General features: G+C 62.4%; 10 protein-coding genes and 1 tRNA gene. 3 read left to right on the top strand and 8 right to left on the bottom strand.

The window, feature by feature from the left end:
• Window positions 1-331: 331 nt before the first annotated feature.
• Window positions 332-424, bottom strand: a tRNA-Lys gene (locus VAR608DRAFT_RS27530).
• Window positions 425-602: 178 nt separating this feature from the next.
• On the opposite strand from VAR608DRAFT_RS27530, the gene VAR608DRAFT_RS27525 reads away from it, so the two are divergent.
• Window positions 603-1,613: a tyrosine-type recombinase/integrase gene (locus tag VAR608DRAFT_RS27525; RefSeq protein WP_088956960.1), complete on the top strand. Its 1,011-nt coding sequence runs from the start codon at window positions 603-605 to the stop codon at window positions 1,611-1,613.
• A gap of 105 nt (window positions 1,614-1,718) precedes the next feature.
• On the opposite strand, the gene ltrA is transcribed toward VAR608DRAFT_RS27525, so the two are convergent.
• Entirely contained in the window at window positions 1,719-3,227 is a 1,509-nt protein-coding gene (gene ltrA, locus VAR608DRAFT_RS27520; protein WP_231972977.1) for a group II intron reverse transcriptase/maturase, read from the bottom strand.
• Window positions 3,228-3,629: 402 nt separating this feature from the next.
• On the opposite strand from ltrA, the gene VAR608DRAFT_RS27515 reads away from it, so the two are divergent.
• Both VAR608DRAFT_RS27515 and VAR608DRAFT_RS27510 read left to right on the top strand, forming a co-directional pair.
• Window positions 3,630-5,249, top strand: a complete 1,620-nt coding sequence (locus VAR608DRAFT_RS27515) for a tyrosine-type recombinase/integrase (protein ID WP_088956959.1) — start codon at window positions 3,630-3,632, stop codon at window positions 5,247-5,249.
• Between the two features lie 209 nt (window positions 5,250-5,458).
• Complete coding sequence (locus VAR608DRAFT_RS27510) at window positions 5,459-6,733, top strand: site-specific integrase (protein ID WP_088959009.1); 1,275 nt, start codon at window positions 5,459-5,461, stop codon at window positions 6,731-6,733.
• A gap of 325 nt (window positions 6,734-7,058) precedes the next feature.
• On the opposite strand, the gene VAR608DRAFT_RS27505 is transcribed toward VAR608DRAFT_RS27510, so the two are convergent.
• The 6 genes from VAR608DRAFT_RS27505 to VAR608DRAFT_RS27480 all read right to left on the bottom strand — a co-directional run bounded on the left by VAR608DRAFT_RS27505 (window position 7,059) and on the right by VAR608DRAFT_RS27480 (window position 14,308).
• Window positions 7,059-9,806 (bottom strand): UvrD-helicase domain-containing protein, encoded by a 2,748-nt coding sequence (locus VAR608DRAFT_RS27505; RefSeq protein WP_088956958.1) that lies wholly within the window; start codon window positions 9,804-9,806, stop codon window positions 7,059-7,061.
• Window positions 9,806-10,867 carry an HNH endonuclease gene (locus VAR608DRAFT_RS27500; protein ID WP_088959008.1) on the bottom strand — a complete coding sequence of 354 codons (1,062 nt, stop codon included), beginning with the start codon at window positions 10,865-10,867 and terminating at the stop codon, window positions 9,806-9,808. The genes VAR608DRAFT_RS27505 and VAR608DRAFT_RS27500 overlap by 1 nt, the downstream gene beginning before the upstream one ends.
• Before the next feature lie 2 nt (window positions 10,868-10,869).
• Window positions 10,870-11,262, bottom strand: a complete 393-nt coding sequence (locus VAR608DRAFT_RS27495; RefSeq protein WP_088956957.1) for an HIT family protein — start codon at window positions 11,260-11,262, stop codon at window positions 10,870-10,872.
• A gap of 6 nt (window positions 11,263-11,268) precedes the next feature.
• Complete coding sequence (locus VAR608DRAFT_RS27490) at window positions 11,269-12,360, bottom strand: DUF3883 domain-containing protein (protein WP_443082896.1); 1,092 nt, start codon at window positions 12,358-12,360, stop codon at window positions 11,269-11,271.
• A 336-nt stretch (window positions 12,361-12,696) separates the two neighbouring features.
• Entirely contained in the window at window positions 12,697-13,707 is a 1,011-nt protein-coding gene (locus VAR608DRAFT_RS27485) for a hypothetical protein (protein ID WP_157731125.1), read from the bottom strand.
• On the bottom strand, window positions 13,619-14,308 hold the full coding sequence (locus tag VAR608DRAFT_RS27480) for a DUF4365 domain-containing protein (RefSeq protein WP_088956954.1): 690 nt from the start codon (window positions 14,306-14,308) through the stop codon (window positions 13,619-13,621). Before VAR608DRAFT_RS27480 ends, VAR608DRAFT_RS27485 begins: the two co-directional genes overlap by 89 nt.
• Window positions 14,309-14,343 lie beyond the last annotated feature (35 nt).

Genomic DNA, 14,343 nt, shown 5'->3' with positions numbered 1-14,343 from the left:
TTGGGCAGGCAGCCATCACGGTGTAAGCTGGCCGCGTGAAACAACACCTCCCCCTCATCGCCCTCACCTGCTTCGCCTTGCTGGCGCCTGAGATCGCCGCGGCGGCCTCGTCGAACAGGTCCTGCAAATGGGACCGGCAGACAGGCCGCATGATCTGCAGGCGGACCCCCACACCCGCACCGGGTACGCCGCCACCGCCATCCACGCCGCAACCGGACAATCCACCGGCACCCGGCTCGTCTTCGTAGACGGAACGGGGCGCGTGCCCCAAGACAAAAAGCCTGCTGTCGATGAATCGATGGCAGGCTTTTCTCGTTGCGTGCGGCTTGACTGGTAGGACGTACTGGATTCGAACCAGTGACCAACGGATTAAAAGTCCACCACCTCCGACGCGACAGGTAGCGACAGCACGCGTCAATGTCCGACAGTGTCGGACAAAAACTTCAACCCAATCAACAACTTATCGCGTTTCTTACGCGATCGGGTCCTTCCGCCATGGGCACACGGGAAGTACGCTTTTTGCCCCTGACTTGATGAGTAAGTGATGAGTCAGTGCCAGAGGAGAGAGGACAGCCACCGTCAACCCTGAAAGGAGCCATGCCATGACATCCGCGAATCAAGATCCGATGGACATGACCGTGAGGCAGGCCTTCGAGATCTACCAGGACCGCCGTCGTCGCTCGGGCGCATACAGCCCGGTGACGATCGGCGATAGCGAATACACCATGACGAAGTACGCCGCAGGACTCTGGGACAGGCCCGTGGCGAGCATCACGCCGCAGGAGTGTGCACAGCTGTTCTCAGAGCTCACGAAGATCGGTCCGGTCGCGGCCAACCGGACCCTGTGCTGCCTGCGCACCGTGTTCGATGTCGCCCGCGACTGCACCATCGACATGGAGGGCCATAGCGTGCTCCTGGACAAGGGCAACCCGGTGACGCTGATGCTCAAGAGCACCCCGTTCAACCCGGTTGGCCGCCGCAACGGCCGCATTCCCATCGGGCGCGTGCGCGCCGTGTGGCGGGCGTTGAAGGAACTCGGCGAACACGCCGCCAACCCGGCGACCCGGACAGCGGCCGATTGGCTGCGCCTACGGCTGCTGACCGGCATGCGTCCCTCCGAGAGCCAAGCCCTGCGGTTCTCGCACGTCCACCTTGTGCACAACATCATCGAGGTTCCGCCGGCGTTGACGAAGAACTACCGTTCGCTCATCCTGCCGATGCCGCTGCAGTTGAGCGACTTGATCGAACACCGCCGCGCGGTCTATGTCGCCGAGCACGCAGGCCAAGACGTGCCGCCGGAGGCATTCATCTTCGGCTCGGCGGCAAGCCGCGCTGGCCACATCATGAACGCGCGCCGGGCCCTCAAGGCGGTGGCGGGCCCGGAAACCACGCAGTACGACCTGCGCCGCACGTTTTGGGATGTGGCGGCCCAGTGCGGTATCGATCCGGACGTGCGCATTCGGCTGCTCAACCTCGCGGCCCGTGACTACGGCTTCGGACGGCTCCGCATCTCCCGGGGAATGCTGCTGGACGCGCTCACGCGAATTGCCCAGTGGCTCGATCAGGATGAGGGCCCCGCCGCGTCATTGCGCGGACTGACCGTCCTGCACTGAACAGCCGCCGCCCCCGATGGGGCGGCGTTTCAGCCCATTCAACGTTCAGTCAGAGTAGGAATGTCAGTCACCCAACACCCCCTCCACAGATCCGTACGTGCGGAGCTACCGCATACGGCTCCTGCCTTGGGTCATGACGATCAGACGCTGGTTCGGGTAGGGGTGGCAGATGTTCGGGACAGGCAGCCAGCGCGCCATCAAGCGATACATGCGTCGCCAAGGCAGGTCGTGGCTCTGGCTGCGGCGGCACAGCGTGCGATGCCACAGCCCGACGACCTGATGGCGGAATGTCCTCAGCCGCGCGCCGTTGCACGGCACGCCGAAGTAGCGCGCATGCCCAGTCACCACCGCCCGCAGGTACTGGCCCTGCTCCGGGATGGGTTGGTGCATGCGCCTTCTGAGTTCGAGCTTGATCACCTGCAGCTTGGCTCGCAGGCGTTTGGCACTGGTGAGTCGCAGGACCATGAACTTGCCCTTTCGGGTCGTCCCGCAGCAATGCGTGAACCCCAGGAAGTCGAAGGTCTGCGGCTTGCCTTGTCCCTTGCGGCGTCGGTTCTCGTGGGCGAAGCGCCCGAACTCGATCAGCCGCGTCTTCTCGGGATGCAGCTTCAACCCGAACTGGCCCAGCCGCTCGGCCACCGCGCGCTGGAAGCGCTCGGCGTCATCACGGAACTGGAACCCCGCAACCCAATCGTCGGCGTAGCGCACGACGATCACGTCACCCCGGGCATGGCGCCCCCTCCACTGCTTCACCCACAGGTCCAACGCATAGTGCAGGTAGATGTTGGCCAGCAGCGGACTGATGCTCCCGCCCTGAACCGTCCCCAACTCACCTTGCGTGAGCCTGCCGTCCTCCAGCACGCCCGCGTGCAGCCATTTCTTGATCAGCCGCACCACGCGCGTGTCAGCCACGCGATGTTCGATGAACTTCACCAGCCAGTCCCTTTCGATCGTGTCGAAGAACTTGGCGATGTCCGCATCGAGTATCCAGTTCACCTTCCTTGCGCCCACACCCACCGCCACGGCATCCAGCGCGTTGTGCGCGCTGCGCCCGGGCCTGAAGCCGTAGCTGAACCCGAGGAAGTCCTGCTCGTAGATGGCGTTCAACACTTCGACCGTGGCACGCTGGACGAGCTTGTCCTCCAGCGCCGGCACGCCCAGCGGGCGCTTGCTGCCGTCGGCCTTGTCGATGTACACCCTCTTCACAGGCTGGGGCCGGTAGCCCCCTCGGGCCAGCCGCTCGGACAACTCCAGGAGATTGCCCTCCAGGTCCTGTCCGTACGTCTGCCAGGTCTGGCCGTCCACCCCGGCGGCCGCGTCGCGCTTGAGCGCGAGGTAAGCCGCCCGCAGGCGTTCGACCGCGTAGATGTGATGCAGCAGTCCCGTGAACTTCGCATCACGACGGCCCTTTGCCGTCTGTCGTATGCCATCGAGCGCGGTTCCCATGTCATAGACCCGCACCGATCTGCGGGACATGCGCGCCGCGATGGCATTTCCCTTGGCCTGCCGCCTTCCCTCCACCACCTCCGCCGCCGCAGGAGCTTCCCCCGCAGCCTTGTTCGGCAGCTTCTTCGGTACTACGCAGCAGTCCGACTTCCCGCGCCTGTGGCTCATCGTCGTACGCCCTTGGGCTTCACGATGCGCTCTGCAGCCAGCGCTTCCCAGCGCTGCGCAGAAGGACGCGGGATCTCCCGGTTCCCGAACAAAGTGCTTGCGTGCGTGCTCGGGGTCTTTGACCGCGCGGGGTCCGCCTCTGCCTCGCCAATGCGGCAGCGACGGTGTGACCTTCGGCATTCTCCTACTGCCTCGGCACCCCGGACCACCCGCAGCTGTCGCCACGGGGCATGTATTACGCGGCTCGATACCCGGCCCGCTCGTCCCCCTATCAACGCTTCGCCCACACCCTCGCGGATGTGCACGCATGACTCGGGGCCGCCGTAGCTGGCTAAGCCTTCAACGTATGAAACTTTCATTCACAACACTTTGCCGGTTTTGACCGGCGCACAGGAGACGAGCATGACATCCGTCCAAGAAGCCAAGCGGGACAAGTTGCCCAAGCTGACAATGCAGTTCGAGAAAAAGATCACCCTGAAATTCGCTGACGTCCAGCTTTTGGCCGTCGAAGCCGTGGAAAAAGCCATCAAGGATCCAGAGCGCCGAAAAGAGGCAAAAAAGGAGATCGCAAAAAAACGCGCCTTCCTGGTTTGGGATACCAATCCGACTTACAGAGGGTTTGTGATCCGCTTTCACAAGGGCGGCACGCGAACCTTCATTGCGCGTCGGCGCATCAACGATGGCTCCAAGAAACAAAAAGAAATCACGATCGGCGACGTCGACGCCATGGATTTCGACGAAGCCGCGCTGAAGGCGCATCAATTTCTCCACGACATGCGCGGCGGGACGGATCCTGTGGCCAAGGAGGCCTTGACCGAGAAGCAGAAGGAGGCCCGGAAAGCCACGCTATCGAACGTGTTCGATCTCTACAAGACTGCGAAACGTCCTCGCAAGAACACGCTGGATGACATGCACTACACCCTGAACCATCACCTGCTGGACCTGCGGGACATGGCCGTTGTCGACATCACTATCGACCACTGCCGCACGATCTTTACCAAGACGTCCGAGACGGCACCCATTCGGGCCAACAAGGCGGTGATCTATTTGCGCCTGTTGCTGAACTTCGCCCGGGACTGGTATCGAACGGAGGATGGGCAAATCACGATCCTCGAATTCAACCCGGTTTCGTTGATGCTCAAGACCATGAAACTCCACGAGTCGGACGCCCGACACGGCCGCATTCCCAAATGGCGTATCCCTGAGATGTGGCAGATCATGAAGGAACGTAGCGACGTGGGCGCGTCGGCTGACATCCGGACGACGGCGGACTGGGTGCGCTTCCGGATGATGACGGGCACGCGTATCGAGGAAAGCCGCGTGGCGCGCTTTGGGTGGATCAAGTGGGACGAGAAGGAGAACGTCATCGAGATCCCCAAAACGATCACGAAGACCCATAAGATGCTGCCGATCCCGATGGCACCGCAAATGCGAGAACTGATGGAGCATCGCCGTGCGCTGTATCTGGCTCAGCACCCTGGAGAGACGGTGCCGGCGGACGCCTATGTGTTCCCTTCCGAGAGCAGCGACTCGGGCCACGTGATGTCCGCACGAAATGTCATCAAGCGCCTACTCGGCGACGAGATTTCCGAGTATGACTTGCGCCGGACGTTCGAGGATGTCGCCACCGAATGCCGGATCGATCCTGACGTTCGCCGCCATCTGCTCAACCACACGCTGGACATCCACGGGAAGCACTATGCCAACAACCCGGAGTACACCAAGGACGCGCTGATTCAGGTCGCCCACTGGTTGGACACGGCTGTGATTGAGGCGCCCGCGCCCGCCCCTGCTGCAGCCGTCGTCGACCTCGAAGGGACGCGGGCCTGGCGCGGGCTCGGTGCGACCGAGCTGGACAAGCTGGTTTGGACACTGCCGGCCGTGAAAATCGCCACGATCTTTGACGTGAGCGACAACTGCATCAACAAGCGCTGCAAGGTCTTGGGCGTCCAGCGGCCACCTCGCGGCTACTGGCAGAAGCTGGGGGTCGGCCGGGTGTCGCCCTGGCCGCGCCAAGCCTAGGGCAAAGGCCTCGACGGCTGCGCACGGGCCCGGTCGGTCACCGATCGGATCCTGGCGCGCCTTGCGAGTCGATCTCCAGACGGTGGCTCTGGCCGGACTGGGGCCGATAATGGCGCCTTACGGCTCGCTATCACGCCGGTCCGTCGCTGGCGCCCTGCCCCCTTTGGCGCCCCAACCTTCCTTGATCCGGCCCGAACAGGAGCATGTTCATGGCACCTCGCAAGCGCAGGGAGTCGTCAAGACCGATCTCGAATGGAAACGGGTTGGGAGGATGCGAGGGCGACGATGCGACATCGCCTCCGGCGCCAGCCTCGACGTCGCAGGCTCAGGATGACCTCTTCCTGCCCGCACAACTGAGCCACCAACCGGCTTCTGTCGACCTGACCGATCTCCGGCCACAGAATGCGTCGCCCCTCAATCCCGACGCGCTCTCCAGTATTGCGGAGGCATCGGTCCGGGACCTCCTCCATCAAGGTCAGTCTGCGAACACCAAAGCTTCGTATGCCACGGCGATGCGCTATTGGAGTGCATGGTTCGCGACGCGATACGGGCAACCGTTCGAGTTGCCCGTCCCGATCCCTGTGGTCCTCCAGTTCATAGTCGATCATGCCGAGCGAATGGAAGGCGAGAGCGATGGACGCGGAAGCTCCGACCGCCCTCCTCGCCTGGTGCATGACCTGCCGATGCAGATCGACAGGCTGCTTGTAGAGACGCATTTCAAGGGCAAGCTTGGGCCGCTTGCGTTAGCCACCCTTGTTCATCGAGTGTCGGTCCTGTCAAAGGCGCATCAGATGCGGCGATTCGACAATCCGTGCGCATATCCGGGCGTCCGCCAGCTGCTGCGCATGGTGCGGGTGAGCTACGCACGCCGACAGGTACGTCCGCGGCAACAGGCCGCGCTTACCCGCGAACTGCTCGAAGCGCTGCTCGAAACCTGCGATTCGTCTCCCTGCGGGGTCCGTGACCGGGCCCTACTTCTCTTTGCTTGGGCAAGCGGTGGTCGTCGGCGTAGCGAAGTGGCCAATGCAATCGTGGAGAACTTGCAGGACCACGGGGAGCGCGGATTCGTCTATCTGCTCGCTCATTCCAAGACCAATCAAGAAGGTGTTCGAGATGACACCGTTCAGAAGCCCCTGGTGGGGCGAGCGGCCAACGCGATGTCGGCATGGCTGCAACTGAGCGGCGTGCAATCCGGACCTATCTTTCGACGCATCCTCAAAAACGGGCGGATCCTTGCAGAACCCTTGGCTCCGAGGGCGGTACGCAGGATCGTTGTGGAGAGGGCAGCGCTTGCCGGCCTTGCGGGGCACTACTCCGCCCACTCGCTCAGGTCGGGCTTCGTTACCGAAGCCGGTCGTCGTCAAATGCCACCCGCCGACGCAATGAAAATGACGGGGCACAAGAACATCGACGTCTTCATGAACTACTACCGCGCCGGTGATCTCTTGAACAGCCCGACAGCACGCATGCTGGAGGGCGAGTAGGTTCAACAGGTGCGCGCGACTGGCATCGCCTTCTGTTAGTCCTCGGTGTTGGCCAAGGCGGCAAAATGACGACACCATGATGACCGAACCAGGCAGCCTCTCCGACGAAGACCTCCTTGAGCGCGCACACCAGTTGCGGTTGCTGGCTCTGAGGGGTCACGTTGATGCGCGGGGCCCGGCCCATGCACACGAGCGCGAAGTGAGGCGGCGGTTCGGTTCTGCGACGACCAGAAGCGCCCTACTCGAAACACCGGCGGCGAAACGCCCCTTCTGGCGGTTTTGGTAGTAGCACATCCAACGTCACACGCGGCACCCTTGTGCGTCGCTACGACCGTCCTCTGTTGGTGTGGCGGTTCCTACGATCATCGCGCTTGTAGTCGCACTTCGGAAACGTGCTGCAAGACAGAAACGGGCCGTATCGGGAAGTTCTTGTCCTCAGGAACCCCTTGCCACACTTCGGGCAGATTTCGCTGTCGCCCTCCGACCCATCGGCATTGAGCACCCGTAGCCCCTGCTCCTTGACAAGTTCGCTGATGAAGCTCGATTCCATGTGCTGCACGGTGATGAGCGTCGCGGTCGATCGAGCGCGCGTGAGCGCCACATAGAAAAGACGCCGCTCCTCCGCAAACTCGTACGCTTCACCTGCCGGCATGGCCAACTGGAGCACCGGATCGTCCGCAATCTTGCTTGGGAATCCCAGCGTCTCGGCCGTCACGCGCGGAACGATGACGTGGTCGGCTTCCAGCCCCTTCGAGCGGTGCACCGTGAGGAAAGAGATTTCGACCCACTGGCTGTCGTACGTCGCCGGCATGAAGGAGCGATCCTTCTGGTAACGAGCCAGCAAATACACCGTCGCCCTCCTCCCCGCCCCGGCCGCCTCCCGCGCAATCTCGCGAATCCGCCCTTCGACAGCCGCCCGGATGAATCGCTCCTCCTCCACCCGAACAATGCGCACCGGTTCGACGATGTCCACCTTGGGCGAGCGAACTTGCTTGGCGATCTGACTCGGGTTCTTGCGAACGAAGGTGCTGCTGATCTCACACAGCGTTGGCGGGCAGCGGAAGGTCGTCTCCAGCTTGAGCGTCGTGGCTTGGCCGAAGCGGGTTTCGAAGCCCGTCATCACCGCAAGGTCTGCACCGGCAAACCGATTGATGCCCTGCCAATCGTCACCGACCGCGAACATGTACTTGTCTTCACCGCGCATCAAGGCGGCTACCATCCGCGCACGCGCCTGGCTCGCGTCCTGGAATTCGTCCACCATGACGAGCTCGTAGGGGCTGGCCCATTTGCCGGACTCGATGCAGTCGGTCGCCAGGTTGAGCATGTCCTCGAAGTCGATGCACCCGCTTGAGCTCAGCTTCTGCTCCCAGGCCTGCGACAGCTTGTCGAACAGTTGCAGGAACACTTCGTGGCGGAATCGGAAATCCCCGGCGGCCCCCTGCGCCAACCGCGCGCGCAGATCGGGCATCGACAGCCGGTTGCTCTTCACGTGCGTCAGGAAGGACCGAAACGTGCTGGCGAGGCGTGGATTCTCGATGGGTTGGCGGCCCGGCACGGGTCGGTCCGGATTCGGGTCCAAGGTCACACCCAGTACTTGCAACTCGCGCTCGAGGTACTCAAGCGCCTTGCCAGACCAAAGCTCGGCCATGGTCGTTTCCAGCAGGATCGTCTCGTGCTGCTGATGCAACGCGCGCTTCCAGGCCATTCCCTCCTTGTAGCCAGTGAACTCCTTGGGCGGCTCGCCCTTCTCGTTCAAGGCCCAATGCTCCAGGTAGGCCTTGGCATCCGGAAGGTAGAAGTCAGGGCGGTACTGCCGATGGCTGGCATCGGCCGTCTCATGCTCGTAGGCGCCTTCGTAGACATAGCGCACGCCGTTGTAGAAGAGCCAATTGGCCAGCACCACCTCCCCTTGGCTTTTGACGGTTTCACCGTTGAGCGTCCAGAAACCGCCACGGCGCTGCTGGGCGTCCCAGGCGTTGGGGTTGTCCTGCTCCTTGCCGAACTTGGGAAGGTCCTGCCCCAGGACGACCCGAAACAGATCCCATTGGGTGCGGAACTGGCGATCCCGATCCTTGAGGTCGTCGACCAGGCTCGCCAGGGTCTCGAGGTCTTGTCCTCCCTCCAGCCAGGGCGCAAGGGACGGCTTCTTTCCCGTGGCGGCCCCGATCACCTCCAGGCCGAAGGCATGAAACGTCCTGGCCGCGACCTTGTCAGCAGGCAGGCCCAACGGGATGAGCCTCGTGTGAACGCGCTCGCGCAGTTCCGCGGCGGCGTCGTTGTTGAAAGCCAGCAGCAGCATGCGCTCGGGTGCGAAGTAGCCATGTCGCAGCGCGTAGCCCGCTTTGGCCACCATGGTTCCTGTTTTTCCTGAACCAGCGGAGGCCACGAGCAACACCCGACTGTCGAAACAGACCACCGCATTGCGCTGTTCGAGCGTCAAGGGGGATTTCTCCACCCGTTCGAAGAACGCTTGATCGTCCTGGGCGACCTTGGCTGCGTGGCGCTGATTGACGCCCTGCGCGAACTCCTGGAGCGAACGCTGCCACATTCGGACGGCGTCCTGCACACCTTGCGGCTGGTGCGCGAGGTGTTGCCGGACCTCGGCGTGGTCGATGAGAGCATTCGGCATCGTTGGTTTCGAGCCGCCCATGCGCTGCATGAATTCCTGGCTGAGCCAGCCACGTCGTGCCACCTGGCGCTTGCAGGCTTCGATGGTCGACAGCGACCAGCGCAGGATCGGTCGTACTTGCAGGTCGAAATCGCGGAGCAAGGCCTCGATCTGTTCGCGTTCGCGCTTCGCCTCTTGCGCCGCAATGACGGCTCGCTGAAGTTGCCGAGCTTGCTCGTTCGGGATGCCGTCGAGCTTGAAGCGCTTGCCGGTGCCCAAGGCAAGGAACAAAGTGGCCCAGAAAAAGCCTCGTTTGACCGCGAGGCTCTCGAGTTCGCTGACGCCACTTGCAAGCATCTGGCCCTGAACCGCGAGGCGAATGCTTTCGCCATCCAGTTCAAAGCTCCATTCGGGCGCCTTGGTGAGCAGCTTGCCAGCTGCGGTGGGCCTCCATAGGCGCGTCATCAAGACGCCCCGAGAAGCTGCAAGTGGTCAATTCCGACCGTTTCATACGCAGCCGCCTTGATCCACGCCCGGCCACCAGCTGCATGCGCATTCGAGTACCCCCAGGCGGCCACGCGATGCACAGTTCGATCGTCAACCGCCACGCCAGCGGATATTCCGATCTCGGCCAGCTGCGCCGACTGCTTGCTCAAACGCTGTAACCAACGCTCCAGGTGCCCCTTGCCAGCCAAGGAATCGGATTTGCTCCGGTTGCACTGAGGATGCGCCAATACAAAGTTGTGAGCCAGATCGCGCGGATAAAGCGCGAACGGGATGAAGTGGTCGACGTCGGCCCCATGCATGCCCTGGCCACAGTAGAAGCAGCGCGCCCCGTCCAGCTTGCGCAACCCCGTGCTGATAGTGGCCAGCGACTGCCGAGAGAGACCGAAGAGGAAGTCTTCCAGGTCCCCTGCATCGCCCAGGATGGCGTGGTTGCGCCGGTTGGCCTTGACGTGGTCCATCCAGTGCGTCCGCGCCAATTGCTGTACTAAGGGGTGAAAGCGACGAAGGCAGTAGGCTACGTTGGGTTTGAGCTGAATCATGCCCCGCCCTGCCTTTTCGTAGAGGAACGGATCGGTGATACCGCCAAAGTTCTGCAAGTAGGTCAACGGCTGGGCCGAAACGACCGCGCTCACCTTGGCGACCAGCGCCCCGTAGGCCGGCATCGCGCGCGCCTGCGTCGATGTTGTCGCACCGGAGCTTGCTCGGAACGCAGCGATGCTCGTCAGCACGGCCGCCTGGACGCCAAGGTTCTGGACCAACACGCCAGCATTTGTATCCTGCCTGCCGGTCCCATAAGGCAATGCATGGCGCCAGTACAGCTGCACAAAACGATCCGCAATCTGCTGGATCGAGAGCGGCAGCTCCCTTCCATCATCTGCACCCAGCTCCACCGCCAGGTCAGACAGCGCGATGAGAAGTGCGAATTTGTAGGTCGCCGTGAAATCGCCCTCCGCGAACAAGCGCTGCAGCTTGCTCAGAAACGCGAGCTGCACTTCGGCCGAGGGGGCTGGCGAAACCACCGTCAACCTCTTGGGCTCCAGTAGTCCGCCTTGTCCGGGATGATCCAGCGCACACCGCCGCGGGGGTCGGTTTGATCGCCGTGGAAACGCGGAATGAGGTGGATGTGCAAGTGCGGTACCGTCTGCCCCGCTGCAGGACCATCGTTGATCCCGATATTGAATCCGTCGGGACGAAATTCGGTTTGTGCCGCCGCTTTTGCCTGATCCAGCAATTCGAGCAACGCCGCCCGCTCTTCTTGCGTGATCTCGAAGAAGGAGCCGACATGGCGCTTTGGAATCACGAGGCTATGGCCCGGCGAGACCGGAAAACCATCTCGAATCCATACCGCAAGTGCGTTTTGCCCGAGGACGCGAGCGGAGGGCAAGGTGCAGAAGGGACAAGGCTTCTCGGTCATACGTGTCTATGCCATCAGGCGGCGGAAAGAGGCGCGGTAGTCGATGGGTTCCAGGTGCAGTTGGTCGGCGAGATTGCCCTTGAGGACATACAGCTTCGGTTCCTCGCGAAACTGGAAGACGCGGTACAGGTGGAAAGCGTCTTCGCGCTCAGCAGCAAACTCCAACTCGTTGCGACTGATGATGAACGACGAGGCATGGCCGCCGTTGGTGGTCTTGACCTCGATGAAGCGATGCACACCGGGGCGCTCATGCGAAAGGATGTCGTAGCCGGCGCCGTCGCCTAGTCGCTCCGAAGTCCACTCCAGCTGCTGAAAGAGTTCGGGGAAGCCTGCGTCGCTGAGACGCCGCTGCTCGTAGCCAATCACCCACTGCTCGCCGGCGCGGCCGAGCTTGCGATTCACCTCATCGCGCTGCGCCCAATCCACCTTGCGTGGCAAACGAGCTCTTGGCATGTTCCCCTTCACCTGAAGAACCCTCTCCATGGGCGGTGGTTCGACGAGAGAAGCGTAGAAGGAAACCTGACCAGGCGCCTTGACCTCTTCCATGGCATCAACCACCTGACCCACGAATTCGGGATGGTCGAGCACGAATCGCTGAACCGCTTGACGCAGCAAGAGTTGGGCGTTGGCACGTGGCTTGTAGCCGGCGATGAAAGGCAGTTCCAGTCCATGCAGGACGGCACTGATGTTCTGTAACTTCAGCTCCACCGAGCCTTTGCTGCGGCCTCGCAGCTGTTGGCGCAACTGCGCGTTGAACTCGGTCTTCGTGTAGTTCTGCTGCGCCGCCTCGAGCCGCAGCATCTCGAAGTAGGAGGCCACAGTCGCCTGCACTTCGTCCGCGCTCCAGTCTTCGCCGATGCGCACCACCTCGAAGCCGAGGCGCTGGAGCTTGGGGACAACAGTCGCCTCGCCGCCAGAAAAGTCCGCTGCCTTCAGCGGCCCTTCTTCGGGAAACTGATAGCCGAATGCGGCGCCAACAATGGCCTTGGAGTCGCAGAGCTGTCCAGTCTTTGCATCGCGGACCATGAAGTCGCGAGATTTGCCAAAGCCGTAGCGGGTCAAGAAAGCGGTGCGGCCCAGCCGCACGAATTCGTCCAACGCTGCCTGGACCGCGGCGGGACTTTGCAGACTGGACAACTCAGCGGACATTGCACACGCCCGCGCACACCGCAACCATTGACATGCCCTCCTCCGAAGGCCGCACTCTAACCGCTCGCTGACACTCAACTTGTTCGTGACGCGACTACTCGTGACTTTTGCCACACGCCGTTGAGCACCAGGTTAGAGCGTTAGCGGTCGGTCGCGGAGTCGTGTCCCACGGGTGGATGACCGACAGGTTGTGGAAGTTGGGACCGGGATTTGCCAACGACTGCTTCGTATCAGCTTGGGAGCGGCAGATGGCAACCACGAAGCGCTACCGCCGCGGCGCGATCCTCAACTTTCAGTCCGCTCATGACCCTCAGCGTTTGCTGCAAGGGAGAAGTGTCCGTGAACGGGTCCGCCCCGCGGCTCGCCGGTAGTCAGCGTCTCGCCTCCGATGATTAGCCGAGGCCAACCGGGATGAACATGCACCGTGGCCCGCCCGTCCTCGATGGGTATGTCCGTGGCTGCAACCTCCGCCTTCTCCTTGGTCAGAAATCGAAACCCTCGGATCGATCCATCGTGCACGTACGCGTCCGCCGCTCCCTCTACCCAAGCCAGCAGACCGTGCTGCTTCATTTGCAGGGTGATCGGCACCCTATAGATGCACGGCTCCCAACCTTCTTCCGAAATCTCTTGATCTTCGTCCAGGCCCAGAACAAACGTAGGAAGCACCGAGCGGCTTCCTACGTCGAGAATCGCTTCGAGCACGCCGAGGTTACAGGCAAAGGTTTCGTCCGCAAGGTCTGAGAGCATGACGCCGCTGAGCGGCAGCCCCAGGTGCGCGAAGATTCTCTCGAAGGCCTCAATGGACCGGCCCAGGCTTCCGAGACCAAAGCGCTCGATGGGAATGAGCGTACGGCCTTCCTCGTTGAGGGTCGCACCGAGCCTGAGCATGCGCAAGAAGGCAAGCTGACCGCAAGTGACTAGGTCCTTGGCGCCCTCCTGCTCGACGCTCCAGCTCAAGTGATGGACGTGTTTTCGGCGAGATTCGCTTGCTCTAGCATCGGTGATTCGAAGCACCAAACCTGATGCGCCTATGTACGCTCGCTCGTCACGGACACGCCGCAGCAAGAAGGTACTGAGCACTTGATCGTCGCCATGCTCGATCTGAAGCGTGACCTCGCTCTCGGCCTCACCAGCAACCCAGAGGGCGCCCTCGACGAGGTCTCCCACTGATAGGAGGGCGGCATGCGGCTGATGGCGAGCGAGGACCTCACCAAAGCCTTGCGCAAAAGGGATCGGCCGGAACATCGCCGTGGCCAGCGCCTCGTGTCTGTCCGCCGTCGCGTTCACGATGGACATGAGGTTGGGGACCACGACAGCTGCCCAATTCACCCATGGCACCGGAGTTAGTGTGCAGGACGGCGCCCGGTATCACCTCCTCGAGGCGCAGCTGTGTCCGCGCCTTCATGAATTTGGCTCGCTGGGAAGGGCGGGAGGCTTGCACCAACTCGCGGGAGAAGCGATCGGCGCCCTCGGACATCGAGTCCAGCCGCATGGAGATCGAATCACGCTCGGACTTAAGGAACGACGCCCATTGCTCCAACAGAGCGATGTCGAGCCAGCGGAATCGCACCTCCGATGTGGGCATGTGCACGGCAGCCACGCAGAAGACCCCGGCTTGGCGCATGGCGGTCTCGACATCCTCTCGGGAGAACCCGATCCGGGGCGGCTTCCCGGACTTCTCGATGGCGGTTGCACGGACCTGAACCAGCACCGAGAGTCCAGTCACTTCTTCGGAGCCCTTGGATGTCGGCAGCATTTGCTGGCACACATAGTCGACGCCATAGTCGTCCTGCAGTTTGCTCGCGCTGAAGCCGCCGATCGTTGCCCACTGCTCGAAGATGAGCTCGCCTCGTCTCCCGATCTTCTGGGCCAATGCTCGCCGCTTGGCGTCCGTCATAGTGCCTTCATACCTATCTCGCCTGACCCGGTCTC

Source organism: Variovorax sp. HW608 (assembly GCF_900090195.1).
Taxonomy (GTDB): Bacteria; Pseudomonadota; Gammaproteobacteria; order Burkholderiales; family Burkholderiaceae_C; genus Variovorax.
Note: the sequence above shows the minus strand (reverse complement) of the source record. Positions and strands in the feature narration are given on the sequence as shown.